The sequence below is a fragment of the Hymenobacter saemangeumensis genome (assembly GCF_039541835.1).
In the GTDB taxonomy this organism is placed as follows: Bacteria; Bacteroidota; Bacteroidia; order Cytophagales; family Hymenobacteraceae; genus Hymenobacter; species Hymenobacter saemangeumensis.
On record NZ_BAABGZ010000076.1, the window covers coordinates 74,772 to 98,839 of the forward strand.

30 protein-coding genes are annotated in these 24,068 nt (G+C 59.2%); 28 read left to right on the forward strand and 2 right to left on the reverse strand.

Features of this window, described 5'->3' with window-relative positions; all coding sequences use genetic code 11:
- Positions 1-264 precede the first annotated feature (264 nt).
- The 4 genes from ABD919_RS19375 to ABD919_RS19390 all read left to right on the forward strand — a co-directional run bounded on the left by ABD919_RS19375 (position 265) and on the right by ABD919_RS19390 (position 7,234).
- Positions 265-5,697 carry a fibronectin type III domain-containing protein gene (locus ABD919_RS19375; RefSeq protein ID WP_345237715.1) on the forward strand — a complete coding sequence of 1,811 codons (5,433 nt, stop codon included), beginning with the start codon at positions 265-267 and terminating at the stop codon, positions 5,695-5,697.
- A gap of 119 nt (positions 5,698-5,816) precedes the next feature.
- Complete coding sequence (locus tag ABD919_RS19380) at positions 5,817-6,023, forward strand: PID-CTERM protein-sorting domain-containing protein (protein WP_345237716.1); 207 nt, start codon at positions 5,817-5,819, stop codon at positions 6,021-6,023.
- Between the two features lie 88 nt (positions 6,024-6,111).
- The gene (gene xrtX / locus ABD919_RS19385; RefSeq protein ID WP_345237717.1) at positions 6,112-6,699 is read left to right on the forward strand and encodes an exosortase X; all 588 of its coding nucleotides are present in this window, start codon (positions 6,112-6,114) and stop codon (positions 6,697-6,699) included.
- 49 nt (positions 6,700-6,748) lie between these two features.
- Positions 6,749-7,234 carry an XrtX-associated membrane protein gene (locus ABD919_RS19390; protein ID WP_425556422.1) on the forward strand — a complete coding sequence of 162 codons (486 nt, stop codon included), beginning with the start codon at positions 6,749-6,751 and terminating at the stop codon, positions 7,232-7,234.
- A 727-nt stretch (positions 7,235-7,961) separates the two neighbouring features.
- Here ABD919_RS19390 and ABD919_RS19395 read toward each other — a convergent pair.
- Both ABD919_RS19395 and ABD919_RS19400 read right to left on the reverse strand, forming a co-directional pair.
- Complete coding sequence (locus ABD919_RS19395; RefSeq protein WP_345237719.1) at positions 7,962-8,420, reverse strand: hypothetical protein; 459 nt, start codon at positions 8,418-8,420, stop codon at positions 7,962-7,964.
- Positions 8,417-8,758, reverse strand: a complete 342-nt coding sequence (locus ABD919_RS19400; protein WP_345237720.1) for a hypothetical protein — start codon at positions 8,756-8,758, stop codon at positions 8,417-8,419. Before ABD919_RS19400 ends, ABD919_RS19395 begins: the two co-directional genes overlap by 4 nt.
- Positions 8,759-8,861: 103 nt before the next feature.
- On the opposite strand from ABD919_RS19400, the gene ABD919_RS19405 reads away from it, so the two are divergent.
- The 24 genes from ABD919_RS19405 to ABD919_RS19520 all read left to right on the forward strand — a co-directional run bounded on the left by ABD919_RS19405 (position 8,862) and on the right by ABD919_RS19520 (position 24,064).
- Complete coding sequence (locus ABD919_RS19405) at positions 8,862-9,227, forward strand: hypothetical protein (RefSeq protein ID WP_345237721.1); 366 nt, start codon at positions 8,862-8,864, stop codon at positions 9,225-9,227.
- A gap of 3 nt (positions 9,228-9,230) precedes the next feature.
- Complete coding sequence (locus tag ABD919_RS19410) at positions 9,231-9,404, forward strand: hypothetical protein (protein ID WP_345237722.1); 174 nt, start codon at positions 9,231-9,233, stop codon at positions 9,402-9,404.
- On the forward strand, positions 9,401-9,613 hold the full coding sequence (locus ABD919_RS19415; protein ID WP_345237723.1) for a hypothetical protein: 213 nt from the start codon (positions 9,401-9,403) through the stop codon (positions 9,611-9,613). Before ABD919_RS19410 ends, ABD919_RS19415 begins: the two co-directional genes overlap by 4 nt.
- The gene (locus ABD919_RS19420; protein WP_345237724.1) at positions 9,613-10,071 is read left to right on the forward strand and encodes a hypothetical protein; all 459 of its coding nucleotides are present in this window, start codon (positions 9,613-9,615) and stop codon (positions 10,069-10,071) included. The genes ABD919_RS19415 and ABD919_RS19420 overlap by 1 nt, the downstream gene beginning before the upstream one ends.
- A 21-nt stretch (positions 10,072-10,092) precedes the next feature.
- Positions 10,093-10,290 (forward strand): hypothetical protein, encoded by a 198-nt coding sequence (locus tag ABD919_RS19425; RefSeq protein WP_345237725.1) that lies wholly within the window; start codon positions 10,093-10,095, stop codon positions 10,288-10,290.
- Between the two features lie 348 nt (positions 10,291-10,638).
- Positions 10,639-10,806 carry a hypothetical protein gene (locus tag ABD919_RS19430; RefSeq protein ID WP_345237726.1) on the forward strand — a complete coding sequence of 56 codons (168 nt, stop codon included), beginning with the start codon at positions 10,639-10,641 and terminating at the stop codon, positions 10,804-10,806.
- A gap of 78 nt (positions 10,807-10,884) precedes the next feature.
- Complete coding sequence (locus tag ABD919_RS19435; protein WP_345237727.1) at positions 10,885-11,142, forward strand: hypothetical protein; 258 nt, start codon at positions 10,885-10,887, stop codon at positions 11,140-11,142.
- Between the two features lie 54 nt (positions 11,143-11,196).
- Positions 11,197-12,453: a replication initiation factor domain-containing protein gene (locus ABD919_RS19440; RefSeq protein WP_345237728.1), complete on the forward strand. Its 1,257-nt coding sequence runs from the start codon at positions 11,197-11,199 to the stop codon at positions 12,451-12,453.
- A 189-nt stretch (positions 12,454-12,642) separates the two neighbouring features.
- The gene (locus ABD919_RS19445) at positions 12,643-13,032 is read left to right on the forward strand and encodes a DUF3127 domain-containing protein (protein WP_345237729.1); all 390 of its coding nucleotides are present in this window, start codon (positions 12,643-12,645) and stop codon (positions 13,030-13,032) included.
- Positions 13,033-13,035: 3 nt separating this feature from the next.
- The gene (locus tag ABD919_RS19450) at positions 13,036-13,356 is read left to right on the forward strand and encodes a hypothetical protein (protein ID WP_345237730.1); all 321 of its coding nucleotides are present in this window, start codon (positions 13,036-13,038) and stop codon (positions 13,354-13,356) included.
- 233 nt (positions 13,357-13,589) lie between these two features.
- On the forward strand, positions 13,590-13,730 hold the full coding sequence (locus ABD919_RS19455; protein WP_345237731.1) for a hypothetical protein: 141 nt from the start codon (positions 13,590-13,592) through the stop codon (positions 13,728-13,730).
- A gap of 167 nt (positions 13,731-13,897) precedes the next feature.
- The gene (locus ABD919_RS19460) at positions 13,898-14,656 is read left to right on the forward strand and encodes a hypothetical protein (RefSeq protein WP_345237732.1); all 759 of its coding nucleotides are present in this window, start codon (positions 13,898-13,900) and stop codon (positions 14,654-14,656) included.
- A gap of 11 nt (positions 14,657-14,667) precedes the next feature.
- Positions 14,668-16,587, forward strand: a complete 1,920-nt coding sequence (locus ABD919_RS19465) for a transglutaminase-like domain-containing protein (RefSeq protein ID WP_345237733.1) — start codon at positions 14,668-14,670, stop codon at positions 16,585-16,587.
- A 59-nt stretch (positions 16,588-16,646) separates the two neighbouring features.
- Positions 16,647-16,811 carry a hypothetical protein gene (locus ABD919_RS19470; RefSeq protein ID WP_345237734.1) on the forward strand — a complete coding sequence of 55 codons (165 nt, stop codon included), beginning with the start codon at positions 16,647-16,649 and terminating at the stop codon, positions 16,809-16,811.
- A 52-nt stretch (positions 16,812-16,863) separates the two neighbouring features.
- Positions 16,864-17,271: a hypothetical protein gene (locus tag ABD919_RS19475; protein WP_345237735.1), complete on the forward strand. Its 408-nt coding sequence runs from the start codon at positions 16,864-16,866 to the stop codon at positions 17,269-17,271.
- Positions 17,272-17,361: 90 nt separating this feature from the next.
- Positions 17,362-18,030 (forward strand): hypothetical protein, encoded by a 669-nt coding sequence (locus ABD919_RS19480; RefSeq protein WP_345237736.1) that lies wholly within the window; start codon positions 17,362-17,364, stop codon positions 18,028-18,030.
- A 123-nt stretch (positions 18,031-18,153) separates the two neighbouring features.
- A complete protein-coding gene (locus tag ABD919_RS19485) occupies positions 18,154-18,654 on the forward strand; it encodes a hypothetical protein (protein WP_345237737.1) in 501 nt (166 codons plus the stop codon).
- A 3-nt stretch (positions 18,655-18,657) separates the two neighbouring features.
- A complete protein-coding gene (locus ABD919_RS19490; protein ID WP_345237738.1) occupies positions 18,658-19,359 on the forward strand; it encodes a hypothetical protein in 702 nt (233 codons plus the stop codon).
- 1 nt (position 19,360) lies between these two features.
- Positions 19,361-20,302 (forward strand): hypothetical protein, encoded by a 942-nt coding sequence (locus ABD919_RS19495; protein ID WP_345237739.1) that lies wholly within the window; start codon positions 19,361-19,363, stop codon positions 20,300-20,302.
- A 1-nt stretch (position 20,303) separates the two neighbouring features.
- Positions 20,304-20,891 carry a glycoside hydrolase family 73 protein gene (locus ABD919_RS19500; RefSeq protein ID WP_345237740.1) on the forward strand — a complete coding sequence of 196 codons (588 nt, stop codon included), beginning with the start codon at positions 20,304-20,306 and terminating at the stop codon, positions 20,889-20,891.
- Positions 20,892-20,948: 57 nt separating this feature from the next.
- Positions 20,949-21,644 (forward strand): hypothetical protein, encoded by a 696-nt coding sequence (locus ABD919_RS19505; RefSeq protein ID WP_345237741.1) that lies wholly within the window; start codon positions 20,949-20,951, stop codon positions 21,642-21,644.
- 56 nt (positions 21,645-21,700) lie between these two features.
- Positions 21,701-21,931: a hypothetical protein gene (locus tag ABD919_RS19510; protein WP_345237742.1), complete on the forward strand. Its 231-nt coding sequence runs from the start codon at positions 21,701-21,703 to the stop codon at positions 21,929-21,931.
- On the forward strand, positions 21,921-22,172 hold the full coding sequence (locus tag ABD919_RS19515; RefSeq protein ID WP_345237743.1) for a hypothetical protein: 252 nt from the start codon (positions 21,921-21,923) through the stop codon (positions 22,170-22,172). Before ABD919_RS19510 ends, ABD919_RS19515 begins: the two co-directional genes overlap by 11 nt.
- A gap of 146 nt (positions 22,173-22,318) precedes the next feature.
- Positions 22,319-24,064 (forward strand): JAB domain-containing protein, encoded by a 1,746-nt coding sequence (locus tag ABD919_RS19520; RefSeq protein WP_345237744.1) that lies wholly within the window; start codon positions 22,319-22,321, stop codon positions 24,062-24,064.
- Positions 24,065-24,068 lie beyond the last annotated feature (4 nt).

A 24,068-nucleotide genomic window follows, 5' to 3' on the forward strand; every position in this document is an offset into this window, starting at 1 on the left:
AACAGGGTATCAAACAGCCTGCAAGGTAGGCAAAAGCCTTGGGCAGCTTTACTGACGAGTTTTCAAGTATTGACCGGATGGCGAATAATCATTGGAAATAATGCGGCAGAACAAAAATTAAAAGGCGATTAATAAATAAAACTTGCTTTTTCTCTGAAAATTCCTCAACTAGCTGCGCTAATGCTGCTTACCCAGTTTTTCTTTTCGGCCTGAGTAGTAGCAAAGCATAGGCATTCCATTTTTCAACCTTTTTCAACCTGTTTTATGAGAAAACCTCTATTCATTGGGGGCGGCATCAGTGGGCCGTACGGCCGCACTGAATCGACCCCACGCACATCGGGTTATTCGACCCGGCTGCGGGCCTGGCTACTGGCTGCTGGCATGGGCCTATTGGGCACACAAGCCGCCCAGGCTCAGCTGAATTACCAGGTCACGAATGCCGTAAACACAACCACGGCCTATACCGACTTAGGCAGCACTGGCACGGCCATCACCATGGCCAACACCGACGATGCCAACTCCTCGGCCCAGCCCATTGGCTTTGCGTTTAGCTACAACGGAGGCTCGTTTACCGACTTTGTGATGAGCACCAATGGCCTGATTCGTCTGGGAACGCAGGCGCCTTCGTCGGCGGCGCTCTACTATCAATATGCCCAGACGACTGGCGGCGGGGCCGTAGCCAGCACCAACGCTGCCGACGTGAACCTGCTGATGCCGTTCAACGTGGACCTGATAGCTGGAACCGGCACGCCGGACTACCGGGTAGCCACGACTGGTACTGCTCCGAACCGGGTGTGTACCATTCAATGGAAAAACGTAGCCGACAAGGCTAGCTTATCCGGAGCTGGCGGCACCATTGTGCCGACTCAATACACCAACATGTCGTTTCAGATTAAACTGTACGAGTCGGGTGGAATAATCGAATTTGTATACGATGTGGCAACCCCGGGAGCCACGTCTGCCTTCCGTATTGTTGACGCAGGTATTAAAGGCAGCCTGACGGGCACCAACGCGGTGGTAATTACCAAAGGCTCGACGCAGGCTTGGTCGGCCGCATCTTTCCTGGCAGCCTATACGGGCAACCGCTTTAATGTGCGCGGCCTGGCAAGCACTGGTGGAGCATACGTAGGTCCGGACGCCGGTCGCACGTACCGGTTTGTGCCCACCTATGCCAACGATGCTGCGGTAGTCGCGGTGTACACCCTTAATAAGCTGCCGCTGCCGGGCGGTGCTCCCCACATTGTGCGGGCTTCCATCCGGAATAACGGCACGGCAACCTTTGCCGGCCAAACAGCAACGCTGACGGTAACCAACACCTCCACCATGGCGGTGGTGTATACCGACACGCGGAACGTCATCAATGCTGCATCGGGGGCCAATGCCCTCGTTTCTTTTAACGCTTTCACGCCGCCGGCTGCCGGTACTTACAGCGTAACGGTGACGGTGCCCAACGACGATAACACCGCCAACAACTCGCGCAGCGAAACCCAGGTGGTGAATACCACCGGCGACTTTTCCTACATTGCTCCCGGGGTAGCGCCGGTTACCGCTCGCGGGTTCAACCCAGGTGCCAGCACCTTTGCTTTTGCCGTACAGTATCAAAGCTCTACGGCCCGTACCATTACCGGAGTCCGGGCGCAGTTGGTAGAGTTTGTAGCTGGTGCAAATGCCACCACCGGCAAAACGGTATATGCCGCCCTGTTTGATGCCACGACCGGCGCCATGCTCGCCCGCTCGGCCGACTATGTGGTTACGGCTGCCGACGTAGCAGCCAATGGTGGCAATGGCACGCTGAAGGACTTTACGCTGCAAACGCCCTACACGCTCGGTGCCGGCCCTATTCTCGTAGGCCTGGTGCCGACTTATCAGGCCGGGCAAACGACCATCTATTATCCCCTGGGCACCCAGGGCGAAACTCCTAGCCGCAGCAATGCCTTCTTCACCGTGGGGGTAGACCCCGTGGCGGCCCCTTCCGACCTCAGCGCCAACACCAACGTGCGCCTGATGATTGAGGCCATCACGACCGACCCGCCGGCTTGCGTGCCGGCTACCAGCCTGCTGGCTGGTGGCATCACCAATACGGCGGCCAGCATCAACTTTACCACCTCGGCCACGGCTACCAACTACACCGTAACCTACACGCCGCAAGGTGGCAGCGCCACCACCATGACGCCGGCTCCTACGGCCTCCCCCATTAACCTGACGGGCCTTACGCCTGGCACGCAGTACACGGTAAGCATCACCAGCAACTGCGCGGGTGGCACTACGGCCGCTCCGGCTACGGTTACGTTTACTACCTTGTACAGCAACGATGCGGCCACCTCTGCCATCTACACGCTGGGGCAGCTGCCCATTCCGTTTGGGGCGCCGCACGTGATTCAGGCCGTAGTAACCAACGTAGGCCAGAATACGCTGACCAACCTGCCCGTGGTGCTGAGCATCAGCGGTGCTAACACCTTCACCAACACCCAAACGGTAGCCTCGCTGGCTCCGGGTGCTTCGGCCACCGTCTCGTTTGCCGGCTTCACTCCTACGGCCACGGGCACCAATACCATCAGCGTATCGGCTACCGATGACAACGCCGCCAACGGCAGCAGCACCCCACAATCGGTGACCAGCACCACCTACTCGTACATTACGCCGGGTCAGGGTGCTGTCACGAGCCGGGGCTTTGGCCCTTCGGCCAGCACTAATGCCTTTGCGGCCCGCTTCACCACCAACGCTTCGCGCAACGTGGTAGCCGTGCAAGCCTTTATTGGCACCGACAACAACGCCGTGGGCCGCACGGTATTTGGCATTCTGGCCAACCCGACTACGGGGGCCATCCTGGCTGCTACGCCCAACTTTGTGATTACGGCCGCCAGCCTGGGCACCCTGCAAACCCTCACCTTCACCACTCCTTACACGCTGCCGGCCGGCGACTTCCTCGCGGGCCTGGCCCAGGTAACCGGCTCGGGCACCACCCAGTACTTCCCCATGGGCGTACAATCGGACACCCCCGGCCGCACGGGCACCTTCTATACCCTCAGCGTGAGCAACCCAGGAGCCCCGAACGATGCGGGCGCCGGCACCAACTCCCGCTATATGTTGGGTGTGGTAACGGACGTACCGCCAGCTTGCGGACCTGTTTCGGCCCTGGCTGCCAACAGCGTGACCGGCACTTCAGCTAACATCACGTTCACGGCCGGTGGCTCCAACACCAGCTACACCCTGACCTACACTCCCGTAGGCGGCGGCACTACCCAAACGGTAAACGCCGCGGCTTCGCCCATCGCCCTCAGTGGCCTGACGCCCGGCACGGGCTACACCGTATCGGTAGTAGGCAACTGCCCCGGCGGTGCTACGTCCACGGCGGTATCGGGCACGCTGTACACCGTGCCCACCAACGACCAGTGCTCGGCCAGCTCGCCGCTGATTGCCTGCGGTGGCTCGGTAACGGGTACTACGCAAGGCTCGACCAGCACCGGCGACCCCACCGGCACTTACTTCGGCAACCAGATTTACGCCAACTCGGGCGGGGTATTCTACCGCTTTATCGGCACTGGAGCCGTAGTAACGCTGAGCATGTGTGGCAGCACTCCCATTTACGACTCGCAGCTTTTTGTATTCACTGGCAGCTGCGGCAGCCTGACCAATGCCGTGGCTTCCAGCGACGATGACTGCGGGGCCGGCGGCCTGTCACAGGTTACCTTTACTTCGACCTCGGGCACGACGTACTACGTGTATGTAACTGGCTGGAACGGCGCCCGGGGTGCTTTCACCATGACGGCTACCTGCGCTCCGCTGACTGACCTCGTGGTAAGCACGACCCAGGCAATCGGCGGCACTTACAACAACGTGACCGTAACCGGCACGGGCGTGGCTTCGCTGTCGTCTGACCTGAACGTACAGGGCACCCTGACGGTACAGCCAGGCGGGGTACTCAACACGAGCACTGCTTTCTACATCCAGGGACCCGGCAGCCTCGTGCTGCAAGCCGGTGCTACCATGCGGGCCAACGACGCCGCAGGTATCACCAACGACGGCACCGGCCCCTTCCTGCTCACCGGCACTGTGTCCCTCAGCACCGACGCCAACTACATTTTCGGTGGTGGCGTAGCGCAGGAGACCGGAGCCCTGATGCCGGCTCAGGCACGTAGCGTAACGGTGCTTAACAGCGCTGGTCTCTCTCTCAGCGACGACCTGCGCATTTCGCAGCTGCTGCGCCTGCAGTCGGGCAACCTCCGCACGCAGGGCCAGGCCTTCACGCTGCTCTCGTCGGGCAGCGGCACGGCCCTGGTTGACAACACCGGTGGCACGGTGGTTGGCGCCGGCACCATGCAGCGGGCCATCACGGGCGGCGCTGCCATTGGCTACCGTCACTATAGCTCGCCGGTGCAGAACACCACGTTTGCCGACATGGTGGCCCCGGGCTTTACGCCGGTGTTGAACCCGGCCTACAACACCGACCCGGACCCCGGCAACGTGTCGCCCTTCCCCACGGTATTTGGTTACAACCAGGACCGTATTGCCACGGTAACTTCGCCCTATGGCAGCTTCGACAAGGGTTGGTTCTCGCCGGCCAGCCTCACCACGCCGATGCAGCCCACCCGCGGCTACACCGCCAACGTGCCCAGCTCCGCGCTGATTGACTTCGTGGGCACCTTCAACAACGGCACCCAGAACTCGGGCACCCTCAACCGCGGCACCGATGCCGACGCCGGCTGGCACCTGCTGGGCAACCCCTACCCGGCCCCGCTCGACTGGAGCACCGTAACTGCGGCCCAGCGCCCGGGGGTAGACGCGGCCATGTACGTGTACACTGCTACCAGCCAGTACCGCGGCTTCTACCGCTCTTACGTGAACGGCGTAGGCGGCGCCAGCCCGCTGGTTGATGCCGGCCAGGGTTATTTCGTGCGGGTAGCCACTGCTGGCACCCCCGGCGCGGTAAACCTGAGCAACGCCAACCGCGTCACGACCTTCGCCGCCCAGCCCGTCTTTGGCCGTGGTACGGCCGATACCCGCGCCCAGCTGCAGCTGCAGGTGGCCGGCGCCGGCCTCAGCGACAACGCATATGTGTACTTCGAACAGGGTGCGACTTCGGCCGTTGAAGGAAGCTTCGACGCCGTGAAACTGGCCAATCCCTCGGGGCTGAACCTGGCCTCGCTGGCAGGCAACACGGAGCTGGCCATCAACGGCCTGCCCACCCTGGCTGGCACCCGCGACGTAATCGTGCCCCTGACCCTGCGCACGCCGCAAGCCGGCAGCTTTACACTGGAGGCCGCTGCCCTCGCCAACTTCGGCACGGGCACGGTGTACCTGCGCGATGCCCAGACTGGCACCCAGCTGCTGCTTAGCCAAGGCACGCGCTACGCCTTTACCCTGGCCTCGACCAGCACTACGCGCTTCAGCCTCGTGTTCCGCGGCGCCAGCGTCACCGCTACGCAGAATGCCTTCGACGCCGAGCAGGTGAACGTATTCCCGAATCCGGCTCAGAGCCGCTTCACGGTGCTGCTGCCTCCGGTAGCTGGCCAGAAGGAAGTGAAAGCTACGCTGCTCAATGCCCTGGGTCAGGTAGTAAGCACCCGCACTATTTCGCTTACTGCAGCCGGCGCTACGGCTGAGGTGAGTGTGCAGGGCCTGGCAGCAGGCGTATACGTGTTGCGCCTGGAGGCTCAGAACCAAATCGTGAGCAAGCGCGTAGTTGTGAATGAGTAACTAAATGGTTAGTATATACCCCGGTCATTTTTCCGACTGGGGTATATACAAAGCTTTTTTCGTTATATTTGCCTCCCCGAACTCGCATCACTTCTAACCTCAACCTTCACTCTTACAGTATGAAATCATTTCTGCTTAACAGCCTGCTGCCGACTCTGGTGCTCGCTCTCGCAGCCACTGCCGTAGCAGTAGCCCAGCCCGGTGGGGGCGGTCCCACGCCCGGTGGTCCCACTCCCGTTCCCATTGACGGTGGCGTTTCGCTGCTTCTGGCCGGTGGTGTTGCCTACGGTGTAAAACACCTGCGTGACCGTCGTCGCAAAGCCTAGTTGGAACCTTTTTCCTAAAAAAGCGGCTCGCTCGAAAGAGTGAGCCGCTTTTTTATGCGGAAATTGCAGTCATCTTTTCGCCCGTTCTATGTCAATAACCAGTACTGCCGCTTCCGGCAACCGTCTACTTATTCGATTTTTGGTGGTTGCTACCGTCTTGTATCTGGCGTGGTTTTTTGGGTATGAGCAATGGCTGGCCCAGGATGGCCGCCTCGATACTGCACTTTGCACACAGATTGCAGCCGCCAGCACAGGCGTGTTAAACATACTGGGCTTTACTGCCCATGTCGACTATAGCCTGCCCAAGCACATTTTGAACCTCGTAGTAATAAATGGCAAGCCCGCTGTGGTAGTTGGGCCGCCCTGCAATGGCCTGGTGCTGTATGCCCTATTTGCTGGCTTCGTGGTGGCGTTTCCGGGGCCCTTCCGGCGCAAGCTGTGGTACATCCCCCTGGGAATTGCCGTCATCTGGGTATTGAATGTGCTGCGTGTAGTGGCACTGGCACTCAACCATGAATATTCGCGTGATTCCATGGACTTTAACCATCACTACACATTCACCTTTGTAGTATACGGCTTCATTTTTATGCTGTGGATGCTGTGGGCCAAAGGCTTGGCTCTTTCTCCTGCTTCCCAGCGTACCGAAGTGGCACCACCAACTGCTGCTCATGCCTAAACACGTCGCTTCTTCCCCGGATGCCCGGACACTTCCCAGTACCCCCCGGATGAACACGGGTCGCTGGGTGCTGGTAGGCCTGCTGGTTTTGGTGCTTTTCCTGGCAGGGGTGTACGATGCCCAGATATTTGGCTTTCTGACTACCGCATGGCAGAAAGTACTATCCGCCGTGGGATTAAGCCGGCAAGCTGAACTGCTGCAACAGGGCGTGCACGGCGGGGTAACGCATCGTGCTCTGCCGGCGGTACTCACTTATGCGGCATTTTACATTGCCCTTTGCCTGCTGTTGCTGCGCCTGCTGGTACACGACCCCTTGCAATGGCGTCTGGTGCTGCAGCTTTACGCCGGTATTATTGCCGCCTATGTATTGATAGTAGCCATTGGCAAGCTGGCCGGCGATGCCGTATGGGCCTATCGCCTGAGCCGCCATCTTATCGACTTCTTGGTTGGCCCATTGCCTATAGCAGGTTTGCTGGTTCTTTTCCGAGCCGGACTGGGGCCACAAAGCACTGACAGTAGAATGCAGGCAAAATAATCTGCCCGGATAAAGCGGATTAAAGCTACCGGGCACTTTGAACCCAGTTAGCAGCCCTACTTTATCCAAGTTTCGAAATTAAAAAAACGGCCTTCATAATGAAGGCCGTTTTTAGTACCAGAGACGGGAATCGAACGGGTAGACCAGAAACAAAAAGCCTCATTCCTTGCTGGAATGAGGCTTTTCGCGTTAGCTTCGGAGGCGTTCTGAAACCTCATATGTGATAAAATCGTGACCCAGCAGAAGAATCCGGTAATCATTGAAATCATTGTGAAGGGTGTTGTGGCCCTGATAGATGTGCTATTAAAAGACCGCCGCGAACGCCGGGCTACTCGGGCGAATGTTCAGCAGACTAATGAGCAGCCAAAATGAGGGTAGGCGAAAAAGGCGGTCTTTGTAATCGTAGTGCCTGCAGGGCACCTGGTGCCCGATGGTTTAATTATTCGACGCGGGCCTACTACTGTAGGGCCTGTGCCTATACTATCAATGCAGCGAATCATGCAGATGCTATCCGGTTGTTTGGTCACGCACTCTGCTTAGAAGACAAATCTGACAGCACGGCCGCGCCTGAGCAGCTGCCCACCGGCGCGCCAGGCGCCGGCAACTGACAGCAAAACGGCGCCGCCGGCGCGCACCTGGTGCGCAATTATGACAGCAAATCAGCCAAGCTCAGCGCAGCTGCTGGAGAGAAAATGACAGCAAGCCCCGTCCCTTCGGTGGGGCTTTTCTATTCTGACCCTGTTACTGTGAAGCGCATCATGCAAACGCCACGACTTGCAGGCCGCCCAATCAATCTAGTAGCACTCATCTTTCCGCCCACTGGACGTTTAATGACAATGTGATTTGTGGAATTAGCTGTGCCGTTCGCTGACCCAGTAAACTCAATGGCATTGCCAGACGAATTGAAATAGCCGTTTCTCAAAGTTCCAATCGACTTGTTTTCAGAAACGAGGGTAAAGACACCTTCGCTGACTTGGCTAATTGTCCACGTTTGAGCAGATAAGCTCCCTTCTGCTGGTTCTGCAGCCGAAGGATTTTCACAACCAACTTCTACGCAACGAGCCTTCATTTTCCAGACACCTACGAAATCGTCTCCATGCATTGGAACGGATTCCCCTAGACGCGGCTCTTGCGCAAGGCACATTGCGGGTAAGCCCAAAAGGGCTGCTAGTAGTAGTTTTTTCATACTGCCTCTTTCTTTTTTGGTGCATTGATATTCGGTTGAGTCATTCTAATTATCTGTCGTTGTAGGTCTATTATCTCAAGTCTAGCCTCTGCGAGTTGTTGCCAGCAGGCTACATCTGCGGCTGATTTACTGGACAAATCCGGTTCATTAGGGAAAAATATTTCACGGCTTACGCCCAATTTTTCAACGGCCTTGCTGATGTGTTTTTCTGCAAGAGTCTCTTTATCAAAAAGGCCATTAAGCCCACTCCTAGAGAGGTTTAAAAGGTTTGCTGCCTCCACTTGCTTAAGGTCTAACTTGTCAATTAGGCGCTTCAGGATTTTGCCTTGGTGAGCCATTGCGTGATTTTTTTACGGGCCTGGCTGTACTTTTTTGTCTAGACAATAACGTATGTTTGTCTAGTCAAAAAAATCAGTCCTGACCAATCTAATCATTTTGCTCATGCAAGACGCAAGCCAAAAGGAACTTGTTGAAAAAGTTCCCGCCCGGAAAAAGAAGCAGCGCCGGGGCCCCGACGAGGGTAACATTCTGTGGAAGCTGTACACGGCGCTGGGCAGCGTCCGCGTGAACGAGTTCCGGGAAATGCTGAAATCCCACGGCATCAACCCGCTCACCTTTAACAGCCAGACCGCCCGCACCTACAAAGTGTCCCGGATGCGCGCTGGCTACCTGCAGCTCTACCGGGACTTCTTCCTGGAATCGGGCGTGGACCTGAACGACATCGTAGCCGCCGAGCTGGCCGAAGTAGCCCAGCCCGCCCCGGCTACCGCTTCGCAGCAGTTCGACAAAAACGAGCAGGAGGGCTAGGCCATGATGCCGTTCGTTGCTCCCGAAATTTTTCCGGCTGGCCTCACCACGCTTTCAACGCAAGAGTGGCTGCACGGCCTGGCTATCACTGCCGGGCAAATCCTGGTGGTGGTGGCGCTGCTGCGCGCCTCTTACCTGCTGGTTCGCTTTGTCGATAAGCACCCCAAGCAGCAATGAACGCGCCCATCACCCGCGACGAACTGCACGACCTGCTGCACTCGCTGCTGCCCACGGTGCCGGTGGCAGAGCTAGCCCCGGCGGTGCAGGCCCTGCACCTGATTCTGAAAGCCGGCAAGCTGGCCAAAGCAGCCGCTCCCCCCAAACCCAAAGCCCGCCACTACACGGCAGACAAGCCGGTAGCTCAATCCCTAAACCTGAAACGGTAATGCTGTCGCGCCGCCAATTTGTAGCAAAGCATTGGGCGCTGGCCGTGGAGGTCGGCACCCCGTTCGGCCTGTCGCCGGTGGCCATGCTGGCCCATGCGCTGAAGGAATCCGGCGCCGGCAACGTACGCGCTGCTGCCCGGCATAACTACTTCGGTTTCCTGAAGGGAGGCAAGCACCTGGTGTACGCATCCGACCGGGCCGGCTTCACGGCCTACGCCCGGCGCCTGGCCAAGACCTGGCCCGCTGCAGTCCGGCTGAGCCACGACGGGGACGCCTTCGCGGCCCGCATTGCCTTTTCAGCCAACCCGTCCTACGTGAACGAGTCGCCGGCAGCCCGGCAAGTCTACGCCGACCGCCTGGCCAAAATCTACCGGGCCGTTGCCGCCGACGTGGCCCACCTTGGGCTGGATAGTCCCCCGCTGGCCACTGCAGCCAGCAGCGACAACGACGTGATGTAATCCCTTTTTCTATCCCCTGTTATGAACATTGTAATCATTGGCGAACCGCAAGAAGATGCCCCTTGCGAGTTGTGCGGCAAGGTTGCCGAGCTACGGCCCTACGGCCCCAACGGCGAAAACATCTGCTTTGAGTGCGGCATGAAGGACGAGGAAACGACCAGCCGAAAGTTTGACGAGCGCCTGAATCCGGGCGGCTTACGGCCGGGACAAGACAACTAGCATACCCAGGGTAGTTGGCGGCCTCGACGGAGGAAGGGTACAAATCCAGCAGAAGGAGCAAAAGCCAACTGACAGCCCGGAAAGACGGGAGGCCGCTTCGTGCGGCCGGTCGGGAACTACGGTGCTCAGGGCTTGCAATCCGGGGCAGGCGGTTCGATTCCGCCCCCGACCACACCCGCCAAGGGTATCAGCGCAATCCGGGAGCGGAACGCTGTAGCGTAGGCGGTGGCACGACCAGGGGGTGACCCATAGTCAGGCATTGGCGACTTGCCCAATTAAGTCGTGGCAGTGGGGGGCGTCCGGCCGGCGCCCCCCGCCCCTAGCCATTCCGGCCTTTCCCGCTCGACCATGAACGCCCTGCCCCCTGCACCCAGCGCCCGCTTTGCCGGCTTCCTGAACCGTCGCACTTGGCCCGCCCACGAGTACGAGCCGCCTTACCGCGTTCTGCCCACTTCCGACCGGGTAGGCCGGTGGATGATTCGCCGGTTCGACCACGCAGCCCGGCGCCTGGCTTAGAACAGCCCGGGGCACTCTCGGGAGTGCCAAACGATAATAAAACTCATGCCGGCGCAGCCGGCAATCTCTCCTACCATCATGGCTGAATTTTCCCGAATGAGCGCAGCTGAGGCGGACACTGAGCTGCGCGGAATGCGCCAAGCCCTACTGAAGCGCCAAACTGAGCTGCAAGAGAAGAACGAATCTGCCATCGCGACCACGCGACGGATTCAGGCAATCAACCGGGCCCTGCAAAGCCTGGCTGCGGAGAAGCCAGAGCAGCTAACCCTACTGAACACGCCACCAACAAAAAAGCCGGCTGCCCCTACCCGCAGCCGTTCGCCATATGGGGGCTAACGGAGCCCGCCACCGCCTTTTCTCTGCCGAAAACCCTTCAAAGTTCAATTTTCCGTGAGCGTCTCCGTTAGCATCGCCAAACGCACTGATAACCGCCCCGTTAGGGGGGTTGACCCTGCCAAGTTATACAAGGGTCAACTTTACCAGGCCATTAGCCGGAAACTTGAAAATCCTCTATTCACCCTGGCGCTGGATATGTTGGATTTGATGTGTCGGGGGCACATAGAACCGGGCTCGGATGCGGTTCCACACACCGAAATGGGCGAAGGCGTCCTGCTGGAGTGGACCGGAAAGGGCACGCCAATGATGCGGGACAGTTTCAACGTGTACTTGTGGGGCGAAAAATTCGGCACGCTGCACGCCAATCCACGCAGCGAGGGCAAGGGACTGAAGCCGGATAGCGTGGCGCTGCACATCGACAACGCGCTACTCTACACCGACCACTGGTACGAGGACCTGCAAACCGTCGTGCAAGCGTGCGGGCTCTACGTGAAGAATGTTACGCGGCTGGACATTGCCTTGGACGGGCTGAATTACATCATCGACTTCCTGAACCTCTACCAAAAGCAGTTCGAGCACAACAAACGGGTGCATATGAAGGGCAAGGCCCGGTTCTCGGCCGGCGTGTTGGATAAGACCACGATGCGCTACGACCATTTCAAAATCGGCTCTGGCACCAGTGAAAAGCAAATCAGCGTCTACAACAAAACGAAGGAGCTGGAGCGCAGCAACAAGGGCTACATTGAAAAATACTGGCAGGCGAACGGGCTGGAGAATGGCGGGCCAGCGTGCCCGGTGTACCGCGTAGAGCTGCGCATGAGGGGCAAGGCGGTGAAGGAGGTAAAGGACTTTGCTATCCACAAGCTGACCGATTACAGTTTTCTGTTCGACCTATTTCGGACCGGCTGCAACAACTACTTTGAATTCACGGACACGACCGGGCACCGCAACGTTAGCCGGCAAGCGGTAATAGAGTTGATTCCCTTCAACGCGCTAGGAGCGCGTCTGCTGGAGAAGGTTCCGCGGCCCCTGACCGATGGGCGGTATAAGGCCAAAATGGCGGTGCACCTGACGGTAAAGGACATTGTGCTGGACCTTATACCGGAAGCCACGCGGCCGGAAGCGTTGGGGGTAATGAAGGAGCAAATAGAGCGGTACGACCTCTACCAGTGGATGAGCCGGCGCCTACCGGACTGGCTAAAGCATTACGGCAAGCTGGCCAACCGGCAGGGTATGCCGAGAGGGGGCGGATATGGGGGCCACTGTGGGCTAATGGACATACTGGACGGTTACGCCCCGCCCCCGAATTGACAGCACGGCCACGCCTGAGCAGCGCCGACGTCGGACGCCAGGCCGCAAGAAGTGACAGCAAATTATCTCCAGCTGCAGCCCGGCCGCGGCCAATAGTGACAGCAAAACGCGCAGCTCGACACGCACCAGGTGCGCAAGAATGACAGCAGCATTACCCTTTAACCCCAATTAACCCCAACCCCAAACCCCATGAGTTACGCAGTAACCGGCCGGCTCCACGAGATATTCTCGGAGCAACAAGTAAGCGAGAAGTTCCGCAAGCGGGAGTTCGTAGTCGAAGTGCAGGACGGGCAATACCCGGAGCACATCAAATTTCAGTTGGTGCAGGACAAATGCGCCCTGATTGAGCCGTACCGCCTAGGTGACGAAGTGAAGGTAACGTTCGCCCTGCGCGGCCGTGGCTTCAACAAAAACGGCGAAATGATTTATTTCACCAACCTCGAAGCCTGGCGCGTGGAAGGCCACGGCAACACCCCCACCCGGCAAGCTGGCGCACCTCAGCAGCGCCCGGCGCCCCAACCCCAGCAGCAGGCAGCCGCCCCGATTGCCGGCAACGACGACAACGACTTGCCTTTCTAAGTCATGGCAGCGGAAGCAGAAACCACAAGCCGGAAAACGTTCCGACTGGATTCCGACGTAGCACAGCTGCTGGCGGAGGAAACCGGCAAACGCTACGCCACGGAGAACGCAGCCATTAACGGGCTGCTGCGCGAATTGGTCAAGGTCCGGCGTAAGCTGACCGAGAGCGAAGTTTTTCAAGCTACCCAGCGGCAACAAATCACGGAGGCCAACGGCATAGCCCGCGACTGGAAGGAAAAGTATGAGGCCAAGTGCGCCGAGCTGCAGCAGCTGCAGGGCGCGTTGCAGCTACTCGGCAAGTTTCTGCTTCCGCCCAGCCTATAGAAACGGACCGAAAACCCAAGAAAAAAGCCGCCCCATTACGGGCGGCTTTTTTTATGCGGTTGTGTAGCCGGTTTGGGCGCGCTTGTGCAGCGGTTCCGGCGCGGTTTTGCAGTGGTCAGGAGAATTGCTCCCGGATGCGGCGCGTATCGCGTGGCGTGAATACCTGGCCGCTTACGTCGATGGGTTCGGCGAAGGCATCCACGAGCCGTTTATTCCAGGAAGTAAGCCAACGCATGAGCGTTTTAACCGAAACGCCAAACTCAGTGGCCAGTTCGGATTTGGATTTTGCAGCAGAAGGCGGTTCAGCAGACATAGCGAGTTGGCTTACAGAAGAAAAAAGCAATGAAACAGTGTCGAAAAATACGACACCGTAGAATTGTCACAAAATCCCGTATCAGAGAAAAAACGGACAAAAGCGGACACATCACGCGAAACCTGCCCAAACCGGACAGTGCGTGGTGGGAGTGGTGGCAGCTTTAAAGCCTCTAATCTCCCACAAGTACAAACGCCCGCCGTGCTCAGATTCCTTCTCCCGCTTGGTTTGTTCGCTGCCTACGCTTTGTCGAAGAAAGGCGACGGGCTGAAGAAATTGGAATATGAGGTGGTGGGCGTTCAAGTGCACAAGTTCAGCCTGCCGCTGAACCTCGACCTGCGCGTATCGGTGCGGTTCCTCAACACCTCGTCGCAATCGTACAAGGTGAACAGCATCCGCCTGAACGTGAAGGAAGGCGGCGACCTGGTAGGCGACTGCTTTGCCAACGAGGAATTCACGATTGCGCCCGGCACCCAAACCACGGTTAAGTTTCCGCTCAGCCTGCGCGGCGCCGTGGTGCTGCGCAAGCTGGTGCCGCTGCTGTCGAGTGGCAAGCCCCTGCCTGCCCTGGACGTGCAAGGGTTTATCACAGCCGAAGGCATAGAAACCCCGCTGGAGGGCATTCAGGTGCCGCTGGCCCCTTATGACCCGCGCAACAGCAGCACGGCACCAGTCACCACGAAAGCCCCGGCAAAGCCCACGCCAACGAAAGCGCCGGTAAAGCCCGCGCCCAAAGCACCCGCAAAGCCGGCAGCAAAAGCGCCGGTGAAACCCGCAGCAAAGAAGACTGCCCGGCCCGCCGGCAAAGCCCCGGCCCGCCCTGCAGGCAAAGCCCCGGCCCGGACGTCTCGTCTGGATGAGTACAAGCAGATACTCAACCGCACCCCTGCCCCAAAGGCCCCCGCCCGCCCGGCTGCCAAGGCCGCACCGAAAAAAAGCACGCGGCCCGCGCCCAAAAAACAACCGTCCACCAGCGCCCCCCGCTAACAATGGCACACGTGAGCCTCATAACGGCGCGGGGCCTGGTGGCCCCACATACCGGCCAAGTGCGCGTGACGCACCAGGACGGGATTACCCGCGAAATCATTGCGGAAGTGCTGGCCGTGAGCGCCGAAAGTGCCGGTCAGACCGCCAAGCTGGCAAAGGCACTGGAGGGGAAAACCCCGCTGGAAAGCTGCGAAAACGTGTTTCGCTTCGTGCGGAAAAACATCGGCTACGTGCTGGACCCGGCCGGAAAGCAGTTCATCAAAACCCCGGAGGCTGTTATCGGTACCGGCGTGTCGGACTGCAAGGGCTTTGCCATTCTCACGAACGACTTGCTGCGCTGCCTGGGCATTCGGTCGGCGTTTCGGTTCGTGAGCTTTAGCCCCCTGAGCACCAATGTTACCCACGTCTACAGCGTGGCGTGGCCCAATGCCGGAGGCCCGCTCGTGGTGCTGGATGCCTGCTTACCCCGCTTCAACCAAGAGAAGCCTTACACCCACCACGAGGACCACATGACACAAATATCCCGCGTAAGCGGCATCGGCCGCGCCCGCCGTATGCGCCGGGCTGAAACGCCCCTGGCTATTTCCGGCTTTGAGACCGACGAGGAACTGACCTTGAAACTGGCCCGGCAAGGGGCTGAGCTGGACCGCAACCTAGCGGCCCGCGTGCAGGGCATCGGCAGCTTCGCCGTTGGCCAGCACCAGGCCGCCGTGCAGGACTACACCGACGCACTGCACGCCCTGCAGGCCGGCCCGGTGGCACAGGTCGGCTTTCTGAAGAAACTTCGGGACCGCCTGAAGAAGATTCACCAGCAGGTTAGCCCGGTGGCCATGCTGAAGGCCCGCTACTCTCCTGCAGCACAGCTGCGCAAAGCCGTGCGCAGCAAGGCCCCGCGCTGGGTGCGCGGCGTAGTACCCGAGCCGATTGGGTACGACTATTTCACAGCTCCAACGACCGACCGGGAAGAACGGCGCATTGGCTTCTTGAAAAAGGTATTCAAGAAGGTAACCGGCGCCGTGAAAAAAGCCGCTCAGGCAACCGGCAAGGCCGTTAAGACCGCCGCTCAGGCAACGGGCAAAGCGGTAACAACCGCTGCCAAAGCAACCGGAAAGGCCGTAGCCAAAGGGGCCAAGGTGGTAGCAAAGGGGGCCGTAGCCGCCGGCAAATTCGCGCTGAAGGCAGCCACGCTGCCCATGCGCCTGCTGGCCAAGGGGCTGCTGGAAATCTTCCTGCCGAAGATGGCCCCGATGTTCCTGTACCTGTTCATTACCAACCAGAGCACCATAGCCAGCTTGCCGGCGCCTGCAGCCCGCAAACGGAAGAAGGCGGTGAGCTTCGCCCGGTTCATTACCAACACCGTTGGCATGAAGGAAGCCCACTTCCTGAAGGTGGTACGGAACGGCATTCAGCGGCAACTTGGGGGTACACCCGAGCAAATCCTTGCCAAGAGCGTGAAGGGGCCTATTTCGGGTATTGGCGTGGCGCCCGTTGTGGCCGCTGCCGTGAAAATCCTGCCGGTGGTATTCGACGTGCTGAAGCGCATTTTCAGCGTGTTCAAGAAGAAGCCCAAGCCGGAAGAAACGCCCACCGCCGACGACCTGCCCAACCCCGAAGCCGACTTTGAAACGGCCCCGGCGAAAACCGTGCGCAAGGTGGTAGCCCACACCCAGCGCAAGCCGGCCAGCCAGCGCGGGGAGGAACCGGACTACTACGCGGCGGAAATGGCACAGGAAGCCGTGGAAGATGCCACGCACCGCGCCATTGACAACGAGCCGGCGGATACGCCAATAGACGCGCCGCTGCCCGATGTGGAGCCCTATTCCGAGCCCTACTCCGAGAGCAGCGAGCCGGCTTATGCCGAAGCCGAAGCCGACGTCCCGGAACTGGAAATGGAAACGGAGGCCCTGGCCGGCATCGGCAACTGGCTGTAAGGCCGGGCACCCCTAGAAACTACTTCATTTTTTCATTCACCTTCTTACCCCCAATCCTTATGGCACGCAGTGCAATCGCCGGCGTCAAATCCAGCACGCGCAAGCTGGAAAAGCAAATCGCAAAAGAGCTGAAAGCAGCCGAAAAGCGCAAAGAACTGGCCAAGGCCAAGTCGGACCGCGAAGCGCTGAAAAAGAAGCTCGAAACGTTGCGCAAAAAGAAATAGCGCGCAACCGATTGGCTTATTCAACGAATTTCCAACTGTTTAATATTCAACCGTGAATAACATCAAATTCAAGGGGCTGGGCACCAAAGTGGCCGGCCTGGCAGCCGGCACTGTTGCCGCCGGCTTTGTGCAAAAGGGCATCAGCAAATTGGGCCTGTCCGGCATGTTGTCGAACGTGGCCATTATCGCCGTGGGCGCACTCGGGCCGGACCTGCTGGGCAAGAAAAACGCGCTCATCGGCCATGCCGGGGACGCCGTGATAGTGAAAGGCGTGAACGGCATCCTGACCGAGCACTTCCCCAACCTCATCAGCGGCGTTGAAGACGACGTAGCCGGCCCCTACGACGACGTAGCCGGCATTTACGGCGAAGAGGGCGACTACGAGGTGGGCGACGTGGACGAGCAAGGATTCGTCAGCGGTGCCGAGGAAGAGAACGTAGCCGGCATCAACTCGCTTTAGTCGGCCCCTGGCCACGCTGTAGCAAGCCGGCTGCGCAGTCACGCAGCCGGCAATACCTCCAAAAGAAACTTCACTTAATTTTTCAACACCGTGCAAACCAACAACAACGGGCGTGACCGCGCCTTGTACGAAAAGGTACTGAAAATGGCCCCCAAGGGATCCGTGCCGACCCTGGCCACCCTGCGCGAAGAACGCGTGCTGGTGAACAACAACGGCACCTACACCTTCGAGTTTAACGAGCAACGGGCGGGCCAACGCCCCACCGAAACGCTGCTGAGCCTGAAGGACATGTTTGTGGCCAACAGCATTGCCCTGGGCATCCTGGTGGAGCGCAAGACCAAGCCCGGTACCGGTGTCGTGCACCGCTACCCCTCGATGCACGTGGTAGCGCAGGCCGGCGCCACCAACGCGACCGACCTGGAAAGCATCTTCAACGGCCACCTGAAGGCGCAAATCGACCAGCAGGTGATGATGGACAAGTTCAGCACGCGCCGCTTCCGCCACGTGCCGCAAGGTTCGGGCATCAACACCGACGCCGGCATTACGGGCGCTATCCAGTCAAGCCCGAACGACGGGCTGGTAATGCTGGAGCCGAACCTGATTCTGCGCGGCACCAAGAAGAACACGTTCACCCTGACCATTCCCACGTTCGAAGTGGCCGCGGCCATTGCCGCCACCGATGCCGCGTTCGACGTGCGCGTGGTGCTGGAGCTGAACGGCTTCATCATCCCCGGCGGCGCCGGCCTCACGCAGCAATAAGCCGCGTAGCCAGCTGACCTGACAAAAGAAAAGCCCCGGCCGCTTGCGGTCGGGGCTTTTGAGGTGCCAGCTGACAGCATTGCCGGCGCTGAGCTGCGCGCTGCAGCGACGCCAGGCGGGCCAATGCGACAGCAAAACGCCGACCGCGCCGGCGACCAGGTGCGCGACAATGACAGCATTTCAACCAGGCCGGGCGCAGCTGCGCCGGCATTAATGACAGCAACCATGAACAATGGCATCCAAATTCCCCGCTCGGTGAACATCAACCACAAGGTGAACGGGAACTCGAAGCAAGCCGTGGGCAATCAAAGCGTGCTGGAGGGCCGCAAGGTGCGGGCCATCATTGCCCGAATTCCCGCCGGCCCGGCCGTAACCAGCAACGGCGTTGCCGTGTCGTCCAACCTGGACAACGCGTTTCTGCAGCTTGTAAACGGCAACAACGAAGTGATTCACGACGCCCTGCCGCTGTACCTGCTGGACCCCAAGGCCAACGGCACCGGGCAAGTGTTTTTGCTGGAGAGCGCGGTAATCGATTGGACGAAAAGTGCCATTGTGTTTGGCACGCCGGCCGAAGCCGCAGCCAACAAGGACAAGGAAATTCCCCTGCTGGTTATTTACGAATAAGCGATGTTTCGGAATCTACCAGACTGTATCGAGACCCTGGAGGATGCCGGCGCCCGGTTCTATACGATAACCGGGCCGGGCATCAACCTTTCCTACGCGCCCGAGGACGAAGGCGCAGCCACTCCCGACGCCTGCTTGCAACGCTTCGAGCGTGACTACACCCGGCTAGGTGCTGGGCTGTACACCGTCACGCACAAAAAGAATTCAGCGGCCAACCGCAACCCGGCCAGCTTCCGGTTTGTGAAAGTGGCCGAAGGTGCCAACGTTGGCAGCACGGCCGGCGCCGATGGGTTCGCCCTGGCTGATATGCAGCTGAAAATGCAGCAAATGCAGCACGACCAGGAAATCCGCTGGCTAAAGCGAGACCACGAAGACGAGCTTCGGCGGCTGAAATCGAAAGAGAACCAGCCGGACGGTATGGACAAGCTTATCAACGCCGTAGGGCAAATCAATCAGCTCCTGCAAAACGCAAAGACCCAGCACCCGGGCACCGTAGCCGGTCTGCCGGCTGCAGCGCCAGCACAGCAGCCCACTACGCCCACCGTGCCGGTAAATGAGCAGGAGGCGATAGTAAATGATACCGTGCAGGCCCTGCACGATGCCCTAGGGCAAGACGACGAGCGCACCCTTGAGGTGCTGCGCAAAATTGCCAAGGTGGCCAAAGAGAACCCGGCCCAAATCAACAACCTCGTTAGCTTCCTCTAAGATGTTCAAACTTAGCAGCAACACTAATTATAGCGGCCAAGTGCTTTACCCCGTAGGGCAAGCCGTGCGGGTGCGCAAATTGAAAGGTGGAATACCCGACATGAGCACCAGCGGTATTCTTCGGTCCGCATCGAGCCCGGCCCCGCTCGGCACCGCCACAGGCCGGCAGTTGGTACCGGCCAGCGGGAAAGGGCACGGCTGGATGGAAGTAACAGACTCCAAAGGGGCCGCCGGCTGGGTACGCTTCGACCTGTTGACCAAAAACGAGCCAACGGCGAAGCTCCTGGCTACAGGTGGTGAAAAGGCGGCTGAACGGCTAGTAAAAGACTACATCTCGCGGGATGTGCGGATAGCAAAAGTGCTTGCGGAAGCAGCCGCGAAAATTGTGATTCTGCGCAAGCTGGGGGTAAGTGAAGCAAAGCTTGCCCCGATACAGGCCCGGCACCAACGCCTGACTTCGCGCTTGCAAGCCCGTCAGCAGCGGTTGCGCTCAGGGAAATACCTGAAAGTAACCCAGCAGACCGACGCGGTAAAGGCGCAGTTTACCCCAACGGGTGCGAAAAAATGGTTTGGAATTTCCGGCATTGGCATTGCACCAGCAGCTATTTGGTGGTTGGTAGCAGGTGGTATTGCGCTGGTTTCTGGCGTCACGTGGATACTTGCTCAAAAGCATTATGTAGGCGACGCGAAGGAATCCGAACAAGATTTAACCGAGTGCCCCACTGTTGCAGAACAGATTGCCATTGTCGAGAAAACGGACCCTGCCAAAGCCCAAAAAATGCGGGAAGAGCTAAACGCCATGAAGGCAAAAAACACAGCTCAGGGCAAAGCAGAAGGCAAGGTAGAGGCGGAAAAAGAAGCCGGCAGTGGGCCATTGGCCGAAACCGGCGCCCTGGTAAAGTGGGCTACAGTAGGATTCCTGGCCTTTAAACTACTCGCGTAAGATGCAAAAGCCCGCTTTACATCCGGACATTCCCTTTCTGGGCAAATTCCACAGCTTGGCCCTGGAGGTCGAGCGCACTTACGGCGTGCCCGCGCTGGCCACTCTTGCGCAACACGTGCTGGAGGCTGGCCGGGACAACAAAAACCGCTTTTTCAACTACTTCGGTGTAAAGGCGGATAAGCGGTGGACCGGTGCAACGCAGGACCAGTTAACCTGGGAATGGCACAAGGACAACAAGCAGGCCGGGCGCTACGGGGCTGATTTTATCCGGCTGGAGCCGTACCAAGGCGGGTTTAAATACCACGTGCGGCAACGGTTCCGGGCCTACGAATCCCCCCGCGCAGCTTACCTGGACCGGGGCAAGTTTTTGCGCGACAATCCCCGCTACCGGGCCGCATTTCAAACGAAAGACCCGGCCGAGTTCTGCCGGCGGATTGCAGCTGCTGGGTATGCCACGGATAACCAGTACGCCAACAAGCTGGTGACGATGGTAGCGCAGCTGGGAAAAAAGTTGCCGCTGGTGCCCTCGACCAAGCCCGACGCGCCGGCATTACGCCCGTCGGAGGGGCATCAGCAGGAGCCGGTTTAATAGCCATAGCCGGCCTGGTTTGGTGGTATTTATCGCAGAACAAGCAAACAGAGAACGATGAATAGGTTACGTGTTTTATACATCCAGGACCAGAACGAAGGCCCCCGCTTTACCGACGTTGAAGAAACGGGCGGCATAAGCGGACAAGGCGGCGTGCCGATTTATTTCAAGAATGTAGGCAGCACGGCGGTGATATTGTGGGTACAAAAAGGGGGTACAATCGCCACTGAAAACCTCAGCCTGGCCATTACAGGATTCACTGCCACAGAGCTGCAGCCAGGAGAAGAATATATCCCGGCATGGGCACCGTTCTACTATCAGGAGCCAGGCGCCACCATGCTAGGCAACGGTATCGAGATGAAGAACGTGTTCGCGATATTCCGCCCGTCCCGGTTGGGCAGTCCGGCCGGCAACCGCCTGGTGGTGGTTCGACAGGTACTGGAGGGCAAGCGACTGCTTATTACCACGGAGACCGTGCGCGTAAGCGGTTCGCTGGTGCTCAATTGCTTTGCAGCCCGGCTGCTGAATCAGGGCCTGAACACGGTCATGGTGGGCGATATCTCCGTGCCGGCCGGCAAGGAACTGGAGGTAAAAGGGGAGCCGGGCTTCACCATTGATTCCCCGTTGTTGCTCACGTTTGCCGATGGCACGAGCGGCCGGGAGATTGTAGACGAGTTCCCGCTTACCAAGCCGATACGCAATTTGGACTTCGATCCCAGCTTAGAGCCGGATCCAATGCCCGAACAACCCTAGCCGCTGAAACAATGGAATTTTCAGCAGAGACAGTAGCCAGCATTGTACTTGGGCTAATGGGGTTTCTTTTGGTCCGGGTAATGCGCCAGCTGGACAAAACGGTAGAAACCCTTACGGGCGAAGTAGCCGGGCTTAAAGAAGACCGGAAGGCGCAAGCCCAGCTTAACGACTTCCTGAGTGACCGGGTAGGCAAGCTAGAAGACGAGAACGGCCGGTTGCACCGCATTCTGACCGCATTGGACAAAATTATTTACGCCCGGCTAGGGGTAGACATCCATGAGCTTTAACCTGAAAAACATCGGCGCCCATCCCGTTAGCACGCTGTGGGGCATCTTGTTCATGGCTGCACTACTCGGCTTTGTCTTTGCGGGCAAGGCCACGCTGGCCGACATTCAGCCGTACGCCGTGCTGGTTATTCCGTTCCTGCTCTACGGGCGGGCCGGCGGTCCGCCTGCAGCCGGGACCAGTTATGACAGCACGGCCGCGCCTGATCAGCTGCCCACCGGTGCGCCAGGCGCCGGCATCTGACAGCAAAAAAAGCCGGCTTTTTTACTGGAGCGTTCCTCGAGGGAAAAAGCGTGACAGCAAAACGCGCCCGGGCCTGGCCGACGTCGACGAAAATTTGACAGCATTACCAGCTGGCCAGCGCCGCTGCAGCCGGCAAAACTGACAGCATGGACTTTCCTTCTTATCAAGCCTGGTTCAACCGGCTCCCCTACGGCAAGCAATTAGCGCTACAGCGCCAAGCAGGATTCAGCGAAGCCGACCCTGATTACAAGAACCTGGTGGCCGTGGCCGCTGAGCGCGCCGGCCTGGCCCGCACAGCGGCCGCGGTCGAAGTGTTATATGCCCGGCAGCACGGCGCCATTGGGTGCCCCTCGTGCGGGGGCAAGTGCGACGCCGGGCCGGTGGGTGAGCCGACCGACTGCGTAGCCGTGGAATTTTCCATGGGTGAAATCCACCTGGACCCGGCCCGCTTCCAGAATCGCACGGACGCCTTCAGCGAGCTAAGCGCCGAAGCCGTAGCCCGGCACTACGACCCCAACAAGTTCGACCCCGTTGTATTGTGGCGCGACCCGGCGCAAAACGGCCGGGCCTTCATGCTCAGCGGGCACAGCCGGTACGAAGGCATGCGCCGGCGCAAGGCCCGCACCATCCCGGCCCGTTTCTTTGCCGGCACCGAAGCCGAAGCCATTCAGTTTGCCCGCGTGGATGCCAACCGGGCCGCGACTGCAGAGAACCTGGTCGAAGACCTGACCGCTTACCGGTTGATGCGCGACGGAGACGAAGCCCGCAACCTGAAGCCAGCGAAGAAAAGCCAGCTCAGCCAGGCGTTTAAGGGCAAGCACGCGAAGCTGGAGGCGTGGAGCCACTTGGACCCGGCCGGGCTGTTTGTGGCCACACTTGGCCAGGACAACCGCTCCGAATTCCCCTACCTCGAAAAGTTTGCCTTATGGGTAGGGCAGCTGCGCAGCCAGTACCCGGAAATGAGCAACACCCACGAGACGGACTGCTTCAACTTCTTCTACTCGGACGCAAAGCACCAGCGCACCAGCCGGGCCGATTTTGAGGAAGTAGTAAAGAAGCGCCTGGCATGGGGCAAGCCCCGGCTTTTCCCCGAGTGCGACCGGGGCGGCTGTGTCACCTTGGACGATTTGGCCAAACGCGGCCCACAGGCCACGGCTTATAAGGAATTGGAGCTACTGGCCAAATACCGCGAAACGATTACCCAGCGGCTGCGCACGACCGACCGGGGCCTACGTGTTTACACTGACTCGGAGCGAGAAACACTGAAAGAGCAAGGCCAGCTGATAGACTTGGAAATGCAGCGGCTGCGCCGGGATTTGGGCCAGGCTGAAGCCGCGCCGGGCTTGTTTGGGGCCGCACAGCCGCGCCCCTATGTCTGGCCGACCGGTACAACGGTGTATACCATTGACGGGTTAAAAGGGGGCATGAAGATAGAGCCGGAGCGGTTGGACGAAATGAACGTGCCGGAAATCACGGTCTCGTATCGCAAACGCCGCTTTAGCCCGGCGCGGGCCCTCACATCGTCGGTCGATGTGGCCGACATGTTCCGCGAAGTCTGGGACAAGAAAACGCTGGACGTGCAGGAATCCTTTTATGCCCTCTTCCTGACGGGCTCGGGGGTAATGCTGGGCTACTACAAGCATACAGTGGGCGGCACCGCGTCCGTGCAAATCGATGTGCGCTTGCTGCTGGGAGCCGCGTTGAAGTGCTTAGCCGGCACCTTGTTCGTTGCGCACAATCACCCCAGCGGTTCGCTCACCCCCTCACAGGCAGACGTGAATTTTACGGCCACCTTAAAGGAGGCTTGCAAAACACTCAACCTGACGTTGATGGACAGCTTGATTATTACCCAGGCGGGCTACGTTAGTTTGCTCGACCGGGGCTTGATGTAGTGCC